Raw genomic sequence first — 14853 nt, 5'->3', positions numbered from 1 at the left:
CCCCATTGAATCGGAATACCGATAGTATCGATATCCTTACCGTCTGCCTTCAGCGTGCGAATACGATTAGTCACAACTGCTTTGGCTTTGATATAGCCGCGGTTAGAGGAGACTTTAACAGTGTCGCCATGGGCGATACCGAGCTTGTTCGCCAGCGTCTCGCCGATCTCCACAAATTGTTCCGGCTGCGCGATAGCGTTAAGCAGCGCATGCTTGGTCCAGTAGTGGAAGTGCTCGGTCAGACGGTAAGTGGTTCCGACGTACGGGAACTTCTCGGCTTTACCCAGCGCTTCGGCGTCGCCCTTAAAGATACGGGCGGCAGGGTTGGAGATCACGTTCGGGTGCAGCGGGTTGGTACCCAGCGGCGTTTCAAACGGTTCGTAGTGTTCCGGGAATGGACCTTCTGCCATCTTGTCGAGAGCGAACAGACGTCCCATCCCTTCCGGTTGCATGATGAACGGCCCGACGTCGCTGCCTGGCGCGGCGGCGCTGTAGTCCGGAATGTCCATCCCGCTCCATTTTGCGCCGTCCCATTTCAGGATCTGGCGCTTCGGATCCCACGGATTACCCTGCGGGTCAGCGGATGCACGGTTGTACAGGATGCGGCGGTTCAACGGCCATGCCCATGCCCAGCCCAGCGTATTGCCCAGACCGGACGGATCGGCGTTATCGCGACGCGCCATCTGGTTGCCTTCCGGCGTCCAGCTACCGGCGAAAATCCAGCAGCCGCTGGAGGTGGTGCCGTCGTCACGCAACTGAGCAAACGAGCTGAGCTGTTGGCCTTTCTTGACGATCACTGCGCCCGTTGCCGGGTCGATGAGATCGGCCAGCGCTTTCCCGTTACTCTCCATCGCCACTTCTTCCGATGCCGGTTCATGTGGGGTGGAGTAGTTCCAGGTCATGCTCAGCACCTGTTCCGGGTTGGCACCGCTCTGCTCAGCATACATTTTGCGCAGGCGCAGGAAGATACCGGCCAGGATTTCGCCGTCGGTGACCGCGATCCCCGGGGCGTCTGCGCCTTTCCAGTGCCACTGCAGCCAGCGACCGGAGTTCACGATCGAGCCGTTCTCTTCGGCGAAGCAGGTGGATGGCAGGCGGAACACTTCGGTCTGGATTTTCGACGGATCCACATCGTTCGACTCACCGTGGTTTTGCCAGAAGGTGGAGGTCTCGGTGTTGAGCGGATCGATCGTCACCAGGAACTTCAGTTTGGACAGTGATGCGATCGTCTTGTTTTTGTTCGGGAATGAAGCGACAGGGTTGAAGCCCTGGCAGATATAGCCATTGACCTTACCCTCTTTCATCATCTCGAAGTACTGCAGCACGTCGTACCCTTTGTCCCACTTCGGCAAGAAGTCAAAGCCCCAGCTATTTTCCGCTGTCGCTTTATCGCCGTAGAAGGCCTTCATCAACGAGACGAAGAATTTCGGGTAGTTGCCCCAGTAGTTGACCTGGTCTTTCAACAGCGGTTTTGGCGTGTTCGCGGCCAGATACGTTTGCAGGTCCGGCTGTTTTTCATTCGGTAGCGTCAGGTAACCCGGCAGGCTTTGTGACAGCAGGCCTAAGTCTGTCAGCCCCTGAATGTTGGAGTGGCCGCGCAGGGCGTTAACGCCGCCGCCTGCCATCCCCATGTTGCCAAGCAGCAACTGGATCATCGCCATGGTGCGAATGTTCTGCGAACCGATGGAGTGCTGTGTCCAGCCGAGGGCATACAGGAACGATGCGGTTTTGTCTTTCGCACTGGTTTCCGCGATGTACTCACAGACTTTCAGGAAGTCGGCTTTCGGCGTGCCGCAGATATTTTCCACCACGTCCGGCGTGTAGCGGGAAACGTGCTGTTTCAGCAGGTTCCAGACGCAGCGCGGGTGTTGCAGCGTGGTATCGCGTTTGGCAAAGCCCTCTTCGTCCAGCTCATAGTTCCTGCTGGTCTTGTCGTACTTGCGTTGATCCGCGTTATAGCCAGTGAACAGGCCATCTTCGAAGCCGAAATCTTCACGCACGATCAGGCTGGCGTTGGTGTAGGCCTCGGTGTATTCGCGGTTATATTTTTCGTTCGTCAGCAGGTACAGCATCACGCCTGACAGGAAGGCAATGTCAGTACCAGAACGGATTGGGGCATAGAAATCGGCCACCGACGCCGTACGCGTGAAACGCGGATCGATCACAATCAGCTTCGCGCCGTTGTGAATCTTCGCTTCCATCGCCCAGCGGAACCCGACCGGGTGTGCTTCAGCGGCGTTACCGCCCATCACCACGACGAGGTTGGCGTTCTTAATGTCGACCCAGTGGTTGGTCATCGCACCGCGACCAAATGTTGGAGCAAGACTTGCTACCGTTGGTCCGTGTCAGACACGCGCCTGGTTGTCGACCGCGAGCATACCGAGCGCGCGGGTGAATTTTTGCGTTAAAAAGCCGGTTTCGTTACTGGACGCGGAAGCACACAGCATCCCGGTAGACAGCCAGCGGTTAACGGTAACGCCTTCAGCGTTTTGCGCAATGTAGTTAGCATCGCGGTCTTCTTTCATCAGTTTCGCGATGCGGTCAAATGCCTCATCCCAACTGATTTGTTGCCATTTATCCGAGCCTGGCGCGCGGTATTCCGGGAATTTGAGGCGACTTTCGGAGTGGATGAAGTCCACCAGACCGGCCCCTTTCGGACAGAGCGCACCACGGTTGACCGGATGGTCCGGGTCACCTTCGATATGGAAGATTGACGCTTTGGCGTTTTTTGCACCGTCGCCGAGGCTGTACATCAACAGCCCACAACCAACGGAACAGTAAGTGCAGGTATTACGGGTTTCGCGGGTGCGCAGCAGTTTATATTGCCGGGTTTCCGCGAGCGCTACGCCGGGCGCGAAGCCCAGTGCTGCCGCCGTGGTGCCTGCCATACCGCCAGCGCAGATCTTAAAGAACTGCCTTCTGCTGACCTGCATGGTTTGCTCCTTTTTCGACATTGTCACATCCCTTTCACATTCATGTTGGTGAGCGCTCAGGGTGTGGTTGTTATTTTTCTTTGCGGACGGGACCGCAAAGGTCCAGAATTGGGTTAATTCCCCCCATCCAGGAGGGGCTTGCGACAGAATACCACAATGTTGGTACGTGTGTTCTTATACGGTTAAAAGAAAGTGAATAAGATACATCCAAAAGAAGTCGGAAATGTGATTAATGTCACGAGCTCTCGCCAGGTTAATCTTTGGAAGCGTGAGGATTTGCATCACCCTCAGCCGGATGAGGTCGCTGAAGAGGTGCCCGTGGCGCTGGTTTATAACGGCATTTCTCATGTTGTCATGATGGCCTCGCCGAAGGATCTGGAACATTTTGCAGTCGGTTTTTCCTTGTCTGAGGGGATCGTTGACAGCCCGCGCGAGATCTATGGCATGGATGTGGTTCCCTCCTGTAATGGACTTGAAGTCCAGATCGAGCTTTCCAGTCGCCGTTTTATGGGGCTGAAAGAACGCCGTCGCGCGTTGGCCGGACGCACCGGCTGTGGCGTGTGCGGGGTTGAGCAGCTCAATGACATCGGTAAACCGGTGCAGCCGCTGCCGTTCACCCAGACTTTTAACCTCGCCAGACTTGATCACGCATTAAGACATCTGAAAGATTTTCAGCCTGTGGGGCAGCTCACCGGGTGTACGCACGCTGCGGCGTGGGTGATGCCATCGGGTGAACTGGCGGGCGGACATGAAGATGTCGGTCGACATGTTGCGCTGGATAAACTGCTGGGGCGCCGTGCCGCCGAAGGCGAAAGCTGGGTGCCGGGAGCGGCGCTGGTTTCCAGTCGCGCAAGCTATGAGATGGTGCAGAAGTCTGCGATGTGCGGCGTTGAGATTCTGTTTGCGGTCTCTGCTGCCACCACGCTGGCGGTGGAAGTCGCTGAGCGCTGCAATCTGACGCTGGTGGGGTTCTGTAAGCCAGGCAGGGCGACCATTTATACTCATCCGCAGCGTTTAATCGCTGAGTGATTTTGATTCAATTAATTTGAATGAGACGGGCAAATCCTTCCGCTTTTAGTTGTCTGAGTAACGGCCTATTATTTATCACATCAAGGCACGGTGCCTTACTTAAACAACTAAGTTAAAGGGTTTATATCATGAAAAGCATCAAAACTTTTGTCGCAGTTATCGCTCTCGCTACCTCTTTCGGTTCTTTTGCTGCCCAGTCTGTGACCGCGACCGGTTCTACTCTGGAAAGTGCTGAAGCAAAAATCGCCGCTCAGGCTGAACAGGCTGGTGCAAGCTCCTATAAAATCACTCAGGCTTACACCGGTAACCGCGTGCACATGACGGCGGAACTGCTGAAATAAGTTCATCTCCATTGTCGAAAGAGCGCCCTTGAGGCGCTTTTTTTGTGTCTGTCATTATTGTTTTAACAACGACATAAACGCGTCATATCCCGTTAACTCACAAATGGTTTCGGTGGGCTGATGACACAGCACACTGGCCAGATAGCTGAAGATTTTTAATTCGTGACGTGCGTCAGCGGCAGCGCAAGCAATCAGTACATGGCTGACAGGCTCATTATTGACCTGTACGGGATGCGCCAGAGTAATAAAGAACCCGCGAAAGTGACGCGTCTGTTCACTCCAGCAGTGGGGGATCGCCAGATGATTGATAATCAGGTTTTCACCTTCGTCTTCGCGGGCGCATATCCGCTGTGCTTCATCACGGGTGATATGTTCCTGCGCCACGAGTCTGTCGCAAATCTGATGGGTAATGTTATGCCAGGTTTCGTCGGCGAGATTCATATAGTGAAAGCTGCCCGGCTCAGAGAAGAAGCGCTCCGGTTGCTGACGAATAAACGCCGTGGCAAGAAAATTTTTGATTTGTTCGGACCCGATTGCGGAAATAATATTTTTAATAGTCAGGACATTTTTTAATGAGTCATCTAATAAGTAGTGGCTGTTGTTGACGATCAACAGGGGATCAACTTCTTGTCTTATCGCGTACACATCACTGGGAGTGCGTGCAATGATCACCCGACAATTCAATACATCACGTTCAATGGCCTGCTGATTTATGGTGGCAATCGCATTTTGATCGGATAATAAAATGATGGGTTGACGCTCATTTTGGTGCCTCTCCAGCGCACAGGCGAAATAGAGCCCGATCAGATCACTGTCAAACAGCGGAATTTCTAACTGTTCCCGCAGTAGCGCAATGAAGCGCAGGCTCATGTCAAATGCAGCGGGCCAGGCCGCTTTCAGGTTATTCATGCTGCTCTGGCGATGTTCCGGTACCCAAACGGGGGCCGAAACGCATCTCAGCAGGTGACCCGTGATATTTTCAACCAGTTGCGTATCGATAAGGTTCAAAGTGACGACGCCAGGAACGCGTTGTAGTAAAGCAATCACGGTATCGGCAGACAAAGTCATGGCCTGTTGTTGCTGTTTATCCAGCAGTCCGTGCAGCGTTTTTAACGCGTTCTCGCCAAGATAGATCCCGCCTTGTTCTACGGCATTTTTTAACATTGTATGTCGACATTCCGGCCATGTGTCCGAGAGTTGATTACGCAGTGCATAGACCGCCAGCACCAGACTGGCGAGGTATTCTCCCGACATCAGTGGGAACTCAGCAAGAAGATGTTCACATGCGCTGGTAAGTCGTTCGACAGTGTCTCGCGTCACGCCGGGGAGAGGAATTAACAGCGGGTCTTTTTTGAGCAGATTCGCCAGCAGGACAATCCGTTTTTCTTCTGGTTCATCAACGAAATGGCCCACACCGGGGCGGCTGGAAAGACAAAATGCACGCTCATAGCGTTGCTTCAGTCGCGACAGACGGTCTGCGACCCAGGTTTCCGGCAAATTAAGCGAAGAAGCCAGTTGTACGCGGGGGGTAAAGGTATTGAGCAGCAGAAGTGCCAGCAAACGATCGTCGTTATCATGGCGTTGTAAAAGCTGAAAAAAGCTGCGCCGGTCGATAATGTCCAGTTGGTAACCCGCACTGCCACCAGGCTGAATGCGCGCTTTCCCGCTGAGGGTGAAATTGATGTAATCAATATCGCGCAGGATTGTTCTACCCGAAACGCCAGTTTGCCGCGCCAGCTCGCTGAGTGAGTTAGGCCGTTGTTCAAGAAGGTCGACAAGCGTTAACTGGCGTTCACTGAGCATCAGATCACCCGGCGAAAGTCGGTGAAAGTTTTGATCTGATCTGCCGTCAATGAAGTCAGCAGCTCACGGACTAACGTAAACAATGCATCATAATCTTTTGCAGAAATCATGCCGCTATTGGCATGCAGATAGCGGGTGGGCAAACAGAGTGCTGCAACGGGGCGCCCGCCACCCATCACATTGTAACGTCCACCGTCTGTTGCTCCGGTTTTCATGGTACAGAACTGTAAAGGGGCGCCACTGTTTTCTGCACTTGTCCTTAATGCCGCGACCAGCTGTTGATTAGGAAAATAACGTTTATCAAACAGCATGAGCCCTGGACCTTCACCCAGTTTCAAGGGGTATTTGGTGTTGTCGATTCCAGGGACATCACCAGCAACAGCAGTATCCAGGACGATAACCACGTCGGGCCTGATGTGTTCTGCTGAGGTTTGCGCGCCGCGCAGCCCCACCTCTTCCTCCACACTGCCCACGCCATAGAGGGTGATATTCGGATTATCGACGGACTGCAAAAGTTCTGCCATCAGGGCGCAGCCGACACGATTATCCAGTGCTTTGCCGACGATTTTGTCGTCGCCCCAGCAGGCAAAGTTCGCCTCTGGGCTAATGAAGTCACCGATCGCAATACCGCGCCTTTCTACCTCTTCGCGGCTGCTCGCGCCAATATCAATGAACATTTCGTCAAATGTCAGTGGTTGCTGTTTCTGTTTTTCGGTGAGGGCATGCGGTGCAACGGAACCGATAATACCAGGGATTTTAAATCGCTTGCGGGTACAAATAGTGACCCGGTGGTTCAGCATCGACTGACTCCACCAACTCCCAATTGTCGTAAAATGCAGAAAACCGCTATCGTCGATATGTGTGACCATAAAGCCGACTTCATCCATATGACCGACGACTGCCACCTTTGGCCCACAATGACCTTTACGAGCAACAAAACTGCCGAGGCCGTCAAACGTCATTTCATCCACGCAGGATTCCAGCTCATTGATGAGAATTGCGCGCACTTCTTGTTCATCGCCACTGACCGCGCTGGCTTCGCATAATTGCTGAAGTAACTTAATGTTCATGTGCATGTTCCTGTTGCGCGGTCTTGCGTCTCAGCCACAGCCCTTTCAGGATGATAATCAACGCAATGTTCAGTGCGAGGCCAATAGCCAGCACCAGGTAAAAGGAGCCTACCGGCGACATCAGGCCAATCAGCGGATCAAAAATACCTAATCCCGGCGCGAGGCGTTTGATTCCGAAAGCGATCACCAGCATTCCGGTGATACCACCGGAGAGTGTATTGGCGGTAATCATTGGCAGCGGTGCGGCCAGGGCATAAGGAATTGCGGGTTCGGTGGCGACAGTGGCGCCGACCACAATCGCGCTGCTCGCGGCGGCCTTCTCCTGTGAGGTAAACAGTTTGGGTGTCAGATACGTGGCAATGCCTGCCGCGACGGGAGGCATTAGCGCCACTACGCCGACGATGGCGTACCAGTCATAGATATGTTTTTCCAGCAGTGAGAAGCAGAAAAACCATGCGGTTTTGTTGATAGGCCCACCCATATCAAATGCCAGCATCGCGCCAACGAGGAAGGCGGCGCCCATTTTCATGGACGGGGGGATCGTGTTCAGGAAGTGCAGCAGGCCGCTCATCAGATCCGACATCACCGGACCAATAACGTAATACGTCAGTACGCCAAACACCAACAAAGTGGCGAATGGGATTAGCATCGAGCCAAGCAACGGCTGGAGCGCTTTGCCGAGACGGACTTTGCGAAACCACAGCACGAAATAGCCGATTGCCAGACCCAGTACCACCGCGCCGAGAAAACCAGCGCCAGACTGGGTGCCGAGCAATCCTTTGTCGTTAGCCAGATAGCAGACCAGAAACGCCGGGGCAAACGCGGGTTTGTCGGCAATCGACCACGCGATATACGCCCCCATAATGGGGATCATAAAGGTGAAGCCCAGATAGCCGATGGATTCGATAATCCAGGTAAATGACGGCGCACCCTTCGACATATCGGTATACGGCAAGCCGAACTGCACCAGCATATTCGCGATGGCGACCAGGATACCGCCACCGATCACAAACGGGAGCGCAGCGGAAACCCCCGCCATCAGGTGGCTCATGACACTGCCTTGCTGGACATCTTGTTTACCGAGTTTAACGCTGCTATCTGCGGTAAATATCTGCGAATAAGAAGGCAACTGTGTGAAAATCTGGTCGATATTTTTTAGCGCTTGGGAAATGGCGATCTCATAGACTTTTTTCCCGGCAAATCGTGCCTGATCGTCACCACTTAAGCCACGCCCGGTGGCTAAAATCACATAATCGGCGGCGGCAATGTCATCCTGCGTCAGGCGGTTTTCTACACCACTTGCCCCCTGGGTTTCGATTTTTATCGTATGACCGAGCGAGCGTGCTTTTTGCTCAAGCGCTTCGGCCACCATATAGGTGTGGGCGATGCCGGCAGGACAGTTAGTGATTGCTACTAAACGTAAGGATGACTCCATAGCCGCTTCCTTATGAAGTTAAGGTCTGATTGAGCAAAGTCAGTACCTGAGTGGCGTCACCTTGCTTCAGTTGATTGATGAAATCCTGATGGATAAGTTTGCGACACAGGGTGCCGATGATTTTGACCTGATCGTCTTCGCCGGTTTGCGGTATGCCGAGGCAGATCCAACAGTTAACGGCTTCGCCATCGCTGGACTGCCAGTCCACTCCGTGAGTTTTACGGGCAAACAGTACAAAGGGGTGTTCTACGCAGGTGCTTTTGCCATGGGGCACAGCGATACCTGATCCGAATCCGGTAGAATGCAGTTTTTCCCGCATCAGCAGCGTTTGTAAAAACAACTGGCGATCGGTGATCGCGCCATTCCTAAACGCCATTTCCGCGAGTTGTTTCAGAATGGAATAAGGGCTGTTGCCCTGAATATTCAGGTCAATACAACGTACCGTAAGCACTGACATAGAGAGACTCCGTTAAAACCTCTTTTCTACGATTTTAACGATGCTTTCGTATTGAGATGAGCGGCAATATGTCTGAGCGGAGTGACATAATGTGGGCTAAGCATCAACAGGCTTTGTGCACAAGGCCACATTTTGCAACGCGACGCAGAAAGAAATAATGCGCTGATAAACCTCCCGGACGCAAAAAAATGCGATATTTCTCACATTTCTCTCTTTTTATAAACTCGATATGACGTACAGAATAGGGTCGCGTAAAAAGGATGAGGGGGGCTTCAATTAACTAAATGATAATTAACGGAATTAAAAAATCACGCTTTGATAAATTTCATTTTTATATGTGATTGGCATCACAAAAATTGACCATGCAATCAGTCTGTCAATATTACTCGCCTCTGAATTTATCAGCATAATGTGATCTTCGTTGCAAATAGCAGACTTGAAGTCAGGGAAAAATGTTTCCACGGGTGCTTCGGAGGAAACGCAATGAAAATTGGTATTGTCATTAGTGGGGGCGATGTGTCTGGAATAAATAATTTCATATTCCAGATTGCCCGACTCGCGGATGCAAAAATTACCTTATTCAATGGTGGTATTCCCGGCTTGCTGGAGAAAAATCATCATGACGTGGCATGGCGCGATTTGGTCGATTTTTCTATCGCGGCAATACCTCTCATTACCTCGGGAAGAACGACCCGTAAGTTGCAGCGTAGCGAATATGAAACGATCGCCAGAAAACTCAAGTCGCTGCACATTGATGTGTTAATTATGGCGGGCGGTGACGGCAGTTTACAGTTTCTCAATACCCTGAGCGAATTTGATATTAATTGTTTTGGCGTGGGGATGACTATCGATAATGATGTTTATGGCAGTCATTATACGATTGGTTTTTCGACCGCCTGTGAACAGATTATTAAGGAGGTTTCTCGTTTACGAAATACGGGCAGAGCGCTACCTGGTCGCGTGTTTATGGTGGAATTATTGGGGGGATATTGTGGTGAATTAACGCTGCAATCCGCAATTAAATGCAATGCGGATATCGCCCTGATTCCGGAATGCCAGATGTCGCTTGACGCCTTAGCGGAACGGGTAAGGCAAAAACTGACCGTCCAGAATAGCGTGATTATTCTGTGCTCAGAAGGCTACACCAGAGAATATTCTCCCGGTTTTCAGGGGGCGATTGACACCATGATAAAACAACTCGAACCACGTATTGGCGAGCGAATTCGTAAAACAATTGTTGGCTACGGTTTACGTAATGGCGATCCGACCTGTGAAGAAATTTATCAGGGCACCATCATGGCGAGCGAAGTGGTTCGATGCATCCAGTCAGGGATGAAAAATAAAGCGATTATTATAAATCAAAGCAATAAACCTATTCCGATTGATCTCGTAAGTATGAAAAAACGTCTGGTCGATACAGAAGGACATCATTACAAACTTGCCAAACAACTCAATATTATTTGAGGAGACCTTACATGCTGAAAATTCTTTGCGTATGTGGCTGCGGCCTCGGTTCAAGTTTTGCTATTGAAATGACGGCGAAAGCGGTTTTAAAGAAACTGGAAATTCCTGCGCATATCGAACATACCACGGTATCTGAAGCAGGGGCGTTTAAATCTGACATGATCCTGACGCAAAAAACCTTTGCTGACATCTTAACGGCGGATGCCAGTGAAGAAGAAATTAAACGGGTCGTGGTTCTGAATAAGCTCACGGACAAAGACGAAATTGAAGCCAAAATCGTCGCGTTTTTAAAAGAGCGGAATCTGAAGGTAGCTCATTATGAATAGCTTCGTTGAATTCATCGTTAAAGATTTGCTCGGTCAGGCGTCGATATTAATCGCCTTTATCGCGATGCTCGGACTGATCCTGCAAAAGAAATCACCGGGAAAAACCGCAGAGGGGACGTTTAAAACGCTGCTCGGTTTTTTAATCATGATGGCCGGGATCAATATTATTGTCGCCACACTGACCTTCCTGAACGATATTTTTACTCAGGGATTTGGTATGAAGGGCTACATTACCGATGTGGCTGCCATCGCCGGGTTAGCTAACCGTGAGTTGGGCTCAGAAGTAGCGTTAACCCTGATGGTGATTTTTGCCGTCAATATCATCATCGCGCGTCTGACACCGCTGAAATACATCTTCCTGACCGGACAAGCGTTGTTGTGGATGGCGACCATTGGCGCGGTCATTGGCTATAAATCGGGGCTCACCGGACTGCCGTTGATTCTGACCGGCGGGGTTTTTGGCGGCGTGATGGCGGTGCTGATGCCTGCGCTGGCGCAACCGGTGGTCAGGCGCATCACCGGCTCGGATGATGTGGCACTGGGGCACTTTTGTACTATTGGCTATCTCGTGCAGGCGGCGGTGGCTAAAGTGGTGGGCAAAGGATCTCGCTCCACGGAAGACCTTGAATTACCCGATAATTTCAAGTTCTTACAGGATACCTATCTCGCCATGGCGGTAGTGATGGTGCCGATGTACCTCATTCCGGCGCTGGCGGCGGGTCCGGAATATATCGCCCAGTTCTCCGGCGGCGTGAACTATCTGATGTATGCCTTCATGCAGTCCATTCAGTTTGTGGCCGGTGTCTTCGTGCTCTACAGCGGCGTGCGCTTACTGCTCAACGAACTGGTTCCGGCATTTCGCGGTATCGCTATGCGTATCGTTCCGGATGCAAAGCCCGCGCTGGATTGCCCGGTTCTGTTCCCTTATGCCCCCAACGCGGTGATTGTTGGGTTCCTGGCGACCACTGTCGGTTCCATCATCGGTATGCTGGTGTTCCCGATGTTTGGTCTGGCGATGATCCTGCCGGGTCTGCTAACTAACTTTTTCGCCGGGGGGACCGCGGGCGTCTTTGGCAACGCGCTGGGCGGCCGTCGTGGCGCGATGATCGGCGGCGTAGTTCACGGGCTGTTCATCACCTTCCTGCCTGCGATTCTGGTGCCGATGCTGGAAACCTACGGTTTCACCGGCGTCACGTTCAGCGATTCTGACGTCATCAGTTCCGGCCTCGTTTTAGGCCACGCCTTCCAGAATAACTGGCTGTTTGTCGCGTTGTTCATTGTTTTTGTTGCCGCACTGGCATGGTTCGTAAACGGTAAATCCGCTAAGCCAAAAGGGGAAAATGTTCATGAGTCTGTATAATTTCAACGAGATCCTAAAAATCGGCCAGGAAAGAAATTTCAAAGCGATTGGATCCTTTAATCTGCACTGTATTGAAATGCTACCTGCGTTTTTTAAAGCGGCGCAAAAAACGAATAGCCCGTTAATGATTCAGATTTCAACCGGGACGGCAGAATATCTGGGTTATCGCCTGCTGGTTGATGCGGTGCGTTCGCTGGCGGAGAGCGAGAATGTCCCAACCTGTCTGCATCTGGATCACTGCTCTGATATCAGCGCCATTGAGACGGCGATGAATGCCGGATTTTCCTCGGTCATGTATGACGGCTCGCACCTGGAACTGGAAGAGAATATCGGTAATACCCGCATCGTGGTGGAGATGGTCAGACCGCGCAATATTACGGTGGAAGGCGAGCTTGGGGCTATTGGTGGCTCAGAGGATGGCAAAGCAGTGGCGGCAGAGGATATCTGCTTTACGACGGTAGAAGATGCCAAACGCTTCGTTGAGGAAACGCGAGTCGACATGCTGGCGGTGTCGGTGGGTACGGTACACGGCCTGTATACCGGCAAGGCGCAGATTCAACATCAGCGGCTGCAAGAGATCAGCGCCGCGACCGGTGTTCCACTGGTATTACACGGGGGGACGGGGGTGAGTGACGACGATATGCGCCTGGCCGTCACTGAAGGCATTAATAAAGTGAATGTCGGCACGGAAATGAACGTACAGTGGGTCGACCAGTGTAAAAATACCTTTGAGAAAGGCAAAGTGAATGACAGCGTACGTAAGTTTTTAATTCCGGCAAATAATGCCGTCACCCAGGTATTAATGGAAAAGATCGCGTTATTTAAATAACTCCGTTATTAATAAATGATGTTTTGTTGCCCTGTTGTCCATCAGGGCGGGGGATCGCTATGTTTGAATCTTTGAAATCGTTATGGAAAAAAGAAACACGCCCGCCGGAAGATTATGATGAACAGTCCCGTGTTCTGGCAGGAGAAATCGCCAGGCTGGAAGGTGAACTGCAGGGCAACCCGGGTAATGGTGAAATACAGAAAGCATTAATGCTGATCTATAACCGGGCGCTGTCGGTCTATGCCAAAAGCCAGACGCACCGGCAGGATATTGATTCGCTTTTTGTGCGTATAGATGAGTTGCGTAATGTTATTCGCCGGAATATTTAGCGTCGGGTTTATTAAGCGCTTAGGGAGTCGTCATGACGATAAAAGAATTACTGATCGAGGCCGATGCCATTCAGGTTGGCGTCGCGGAAAACGACTGGCAGAAGGTGATTCAACTGGCGGCCAGACCGTTGGTCGCAAAAGGGTATATTTCAGCGGAATACGGTCAGGCGGTTATCGACAACACCCTCAGTCATGGGGCGTATTATGTATTTGATGAAGGGGTTGCGATCCCCCATGCCCGTCCAGAATGTGGGGTGAAGCGTAACTGTTTTAGCATGGTGCTGTTGGATAAGCCCATTCAGTTTGCCGACAGTGAAGCCGCCGACATTGTCATTATGTTTGGTGCGCAGGACAGTAATGCGCATATTGAAGAGGGCATCCGCGCCATTGTCGCCTTACTCGATAACGATGAACGCATGGCGAAGTTGCGGGCGGCACGTTCCCGGGAAGAGGTGGTCGCGTTGCTATGAAACGACACCTCTCGCCGGACTGTAAAACAGTGATTCTGATTAACGGGATCCCCGCTTCAGGTAAAAGTACCATTACTCATCAGCTCTCCGGGACCTTCAGTTTGCCACTGCTGACGATTGATGGGATCAAAGAGCCGTTTATGGCACGCTTTACGGATATCGACCGGCCTTTCAACCGGCAGTTGGGCTGTGCGGCCTATGAGGTGATCTGGTCTATTATTGGCCACGCTCCGGCGAACGTTGTCTGGCTGGTTGATGCCTGGTTTGGCTTTCAGCCTCGCGAGAGGTTGCAACAACTCTTGCAGCAGGCGGGTGTTGAGAAGGTGTTGGAAGTGTGGAATCAGATCACGCCTGAGCTGGCAGTGACGCGCTATGCCACCCGCTTACAGGATCGCAAACCGGGTCATCCCGGTGAGGAGTATCTACCCGAACTGGCGCAACTGGCAGAACGCGCCGAACCGATGCGGCTCGGGCCGGTGTTTACGGTAGATCAACAGCAAACGCTGGATATTGAATCCGTTATCGCCTGGATAGACGAACAGATAGACAAAACCTGAACGGTAGAGTGTCGTTACCCCTTCAAGGGCGCCCGCGGGCGCTTTTTTAGTGTATCCCTACCATTCGCAGCAGCGCGGTCACCACGGCGGCGGCGACGATCACCACAATCAATGGCATCTTACGCCAGGCGAGAAAGACCGCGAACGCCACGCCGAGAACGCGTGCCATGCCAGCAAAATGCTCGCCTTCATAAAAGGTGGTGGCAAGGGCGACGGAAAACAGCAGTACCGTGGCGGCATCGGATAACAGTGCCTGAGCGCGTTCAGAGAGCGCCAGGCGACTGCCCAGTCTGGCGCCGCCGAGGCGCATTAAATAGGTGCCTGCCGATCAAATGGCGATACCGACGATAAACAGCGTCATGTGACCCATTACTTTTTCCTCGTCAGTAAGCCCAGCAGGGAGAGCAGAACTGGCAGCCCGACCGGCGCGAAAGGCACGGCGGCGAGCGA

14 protein-coding genes and 2 pseudogenes are annotated in these 14853 nt (G+C 52.2%); 9 read left to right on the top strand and 7 right to left on the bottom strand.

The genetic code is table 11. From position 1 onward, the window contains the following. The coding region (gene fdnG, locus AB7E14_RS09650; RefSeq protein ID WP_428169487.1) for a formate dehydrogenase-N subunit alpha at nucleotides 1-2933 on the bottom strand (2933 nt) is incomplete at its 3' end. A gap of 192 nt (nucleotides 2934-3125) precedes the next feature. On the opposite strand from fdnG, the gene fdhD reads away from it, so the two are divergent. Then, on the top strand, nucleotides 3126-3962 hold the full coding sequence (gene fdhD, locus AB7E14_RS09645) for a formate dehydrogenase accessory sulfurtransferase FdhD (protein ID WP_316962777.1): 837 nt from the start codon (nucleotides 3126-3128) through the stop codon (nucleotides 3960-3962). A gap of 128 nt (nucleotides 3963-4090) precedes the next feature. Next, entirely contained in the window at nucleotides 4091-4303 is a 213-nt protein-coding gene (locus AB7E14_RS09640; protein ID WP_042998873.1) for a DUF1471 domain-containing protein, read from the top strand. Nucleotides 4304-4357: 54 nt separating this feature from the next. Here AB7E14_RS09640 and AB7E14_RS09635 read toward each other — a convergent pair whose 3' ends face one another. Genes AB7E14_RS09635 through AB7E14_RS09620 form a run of 4 tightly spaced genes read right to left on the bottom strand, consistent with a single transcriptional unit; the run spans nucleotide 4358 to nucleotide 9068 of the window. Next, entirely contained in the window at nucleotides 4358-6106 is a 1749-nt protein-coding gene (locus AB7E14_RS09635) for a putative frv operon regulatory protein (RefSeq protein WP_316962776.1), read from the bottom strand. Next, on the bottom strand, nucleotides 6106-7176 hold the full coding sequence (locus tag AB7E14_RS09630; RefSeq protein WP_316962775.1) for an aminopeptidase: 1071 nt from the start codon (nucleotides 7174-7176) through the stop codon (nucleotides 6106-6108). Before AB7E14_RS09630 ends, AB7E14_RS09635 begins: the two co-directional genes overlap by 1 nt. Further along, a complete protein-coding gene (locus AB7E14_RS09625; RefSeq protein WP_316962774.1) occupies nucleotides 7166-8611 on the bottom strand; it encodes a PTS fructose-like transporter subunit IIBC in 1446 nt (481 codons plus the stop codon). Before AB7E14_RS09625 ends, AB7E14_RS09630 begins: the two co-directional genes overlap by 11 nt. 10 nt (nucleotides 8612-8621) lie before the next feature. Continuing rightward, the gene (locus AB7E14_RS09620) at nucleotides 8622-9068 is read right to left on the bottom strand and encodes a PTS fructose transporter subunit IIA (protein WP_316962773.1); all 447 of its coding nucleotides are present in this window, start codon (nucleotides 9066-9068) and stop codon (nucleotides 8622-8624) included. Nucleotides 9069-9551: 483 nt separating this feature from the next. Between AB7E14_RS09620 and AB7E14_RS09615 the strand changes: the two genes are divergently transcribed. Genes AB7E14_RS09615 through AB7E14_RS09585 form a run of 7 tightly spaced genes read left to right on the top strand, consistent with a single transcriptional unit; the run spans nucleotide 9552 to nucleotide 14403 of the window. Further along, nucleotides 9552-10532, top strand: a complete 981-nt coding sequence (locus AB7E14_RS09615) for a 6-phosphofructokinase (protein ID WP_044257191.1) — start codon at nucleotides 9552-9554, stop codon at nucleotides 10530-10532. A gap of 11 nt (nucleotides 10533-10543) precedes the next feature. Continuing rightward, the gene (locus AB7E14_RS09610) at nucleotides 10544-10858 is read left to right on the top strand and encodes a PTS sugar transporter subunit IIB (RefSeq protein WP_042325486.1); all 315 of its coding nucleotides are present in this window, start codon (nucleotides 10544-10546) and stop codon (nucleotides 10856-10858) included. After that, nucleotides 10851-12218, top strand: a complete 1368-nt coding sequence (locus AB7E14_RS09605; protein ID WP_042998879.1) for a PTS sugar transporter subunit IIC — start codon at nucleotides 10851-10853, stop codon at nucleotides 12216-12218. The genes AB7E14_RS09610 and AB7E14_RS09605 overlap by 8 nt, the downstream gene beginning before the upstream one ends. After that, on the top strand, nucleotides 12205-13047 hold the full coding sequence (locus AB7E14_RS09600) for a class II fructose-bisphosphate aldolase (RefSeq protein WP_316962772.1): 843 nt from the start codon (nucleotides 12205-12207) through the stop codon (nucleotides 13045-13047). The genes AB7E14_RS09605 and AB7E14_RS09600 overlap by 14 nt, the downstream gene beginning before the upstream one ends. Before the next feature lie 59 nt (nucleotides 13048-13106). After that, nucleotides 13107-13376, top strand: coding sequence for a hypothetical protein (locus tag AB7E14_RS09595; protein ID WP_042998881.1), 270 nt, complete (start codon nucleotides 13107-13109; stop codon nucleotides 13374-13376). A gap of 32 nt (nucleotides 13377-13408) precedes the next feature. Further along, nucleotides 13409-13846, top strand: coding sequence for a PTS sugar transporter subunit IIA (locus AB7E14_RS09590; protein ID WP_044327151.1), 438 nt, complete (start codon nucleotides 13409-13411; stop codon nucleotides 13844-13846). After that, nucleotides 13843-14403, top strand: a complete 561-nt coding sequence (locus AB7E14_RS09585) for an AAA family ATPase (RefSeq protein WP_042998883.1) — start codon at nucleotides 13843-13845, stop codon at nucleotides 14401-14403. The genes AB7E14_RS09590 and AB7E14_RS09585 overlap by 4 nt, the downstream gene beginning before the upstream one ends. A 46-nt stretch (nucleotides 14404-14449) precedes the next feature. Here AB7E14_RS09585 and AB7E14_RS09580 read toward each other — a convergent pair. After that, a pseudogene (locus AB7E14_RS09580) lies at nucleotides 14450-14773 on the bottom strand (AzlD domain-containing protein). Beyond that, a pseudogene (locus tag AB7E14_RS09575) lies at nucleotides 14773-14853 on the bottom strand (AzlC family ABC transporter permease); the annotation flags it as partial. The pseudogenes AB7E14_RS09580 and AB7E14_RS09575, both read right to left, overlap by 1 nt.

The sequence above is a fragment of the Citrobacter sp. genome (assembly GCF_050252275.1).
Lineage (GTDB): Bacteria > Pseudomonadota > Gammaproteobacteria > Enterobacterales > Enterobacteriaceae > Citrobacter_A > Citrobacter_A amalonaticus.
The sequence above is the reverse complement of the archived record's forward strand: the minus strand, read 5'-3'. Positions and strand labels throughout refer to the sequence as shown.